This window comes from Mesorhizobium sp. M5C.F.Ca.IN.020.32.2.1 (assembly GCF_004023105.1).
In the GTDB taxonomy this organism is placed as follows: Bacteria; Pseudomonadota; Alphaproteobacteria; order Rhizobiales; family Rhizobiaceae; genus Mesorhizobium; species Mesorhizobium wenxiniae.
In genome coordinates this window covers 1-1,223 of sequence record NZ_RZSX01001288.1, presented here as the reverse complement: position 1 = coordinate 1,223, position 1,223 = coordinate 1, and the positions used below count along the sequence as shown (strand labels likewise).

Annotated in this window: 1 protein-coding gene and 1 pseudogene; both read left to right on the top strand. The window is 60.3% G+C overall.

Annotated elements, in window-relative coordinates; all coding sequences use genetic code 11:
* On the top strand, nucleotides 1-634 hold a 634-nt coding region (gene tatC, locus EOA86_RS35305; protein WP_128345699.1), incomplete at its 5' end, for a twin-arginine translocase subunit TatC.
* A gap of 328 nt (nucleotides 635-962) precedes the next feature.
* Nucleotides 963-1,223: pseudogene (locus EOA86_RS35295) on the top strand (serine--tRNA ligase); the annotation flags it as partial.

Genomic DNA, 1,223 nt, shown 5'->3' with positions numbered 1-1,223 from the left:
CTTCTTCACCCAGGTCAAGCTGGCGATGTTCGGCGGCATGGTGATCGCCTTTCCGCTGATCGCCACGCAGATCTATAAATTTATCGCGCCCGGCCTCTACAAGAACGAACGCAACGCCTTCCTGCCGTTCCTGATCGCTTCGCCGATCCTGTTCCTGATGGGCGCGTCGCTGGTCTATTTCTTCTTCACGCCGATGGTGATGTGGTTCTTCCTCGCCATGCAGCAGACCGGCACCGACGACCAGGTGCAGATTTCCCTGCTGCCGAAAGTGTCGGAATATCTCAGCCTGATCATGACGCTGATCTTCTCCTTCGGGCTGGTGTTCCAGTTACCGGTGGTGACCAGTCTGATGACGCGGGTGGGCATGCTGTCGTCCGAGGCGCTGGTCGAAAAGCGCAAATGGGCGATCGTCATCGCCTTCGTCGTCGCGGCTATTCTGACGCCGCCCGACCCGATCAGCCAGATCGGTCTGGCCGTTCCCACGATCCTTCTCTACGAGGTCTCGATCTGGTCGGCCCGGCTGATCGAGCGCAGCAAGGAACGGGAACGTCTGGCGCGCGAGAAGCGGGAGGCCGCGGAAACGGCGGCCGAAAAGTCGGCGGACGTGTCGTCTACGAAGTCTGCATCTACATAGGTTGCATCCTGTCGCGCCCCCCTCTGTCCTGCCGGACATCTCCCCCACGGGTGGGGAGATCGGCTGTCGTCGCGACTTTCGCTAATCTGCAGGGTGGAATAGGTGAGCCGTCGGCAAAGCTGCCAATCTCCCTCCTTGTGGGGGAGATGTCCGGCAGGACAGAGGGGGGCGCGAAGGAACTCGGCCTTCACATCTTGCATCGATCAAGGATGCGGTTTACGCCCTCTGGCCTAAAATGCGATGCGTTTTAGGTCTTTATTTTGGGCATGTCGTTGTCCCAAAACCGCTGCGCACTTTTGGGCGACATGCCCGCCGAGGACGAACAACCATGCTCGACATCAAATGGATTCGCGACAACCCGAAGGCCCTTGTCGAAGCGCTCAAGAAGCGCTCGTGGTCGGCTCAGGATGCGCAGTCCACGGTCGATGATCTGATTGCCAGGGACGAGGCGCGGCGCGAACACCTGACCGAGCTGCAGACCAGGCAGGAGCGCCGTAACGCTGCGTCGAAGGAGATCGGCAATGCCATGCGTTCGGGCGATGCCGCACTTGCCGAAAGGTTGAAGGTCGAGGTCGGCGAGATCAAGACC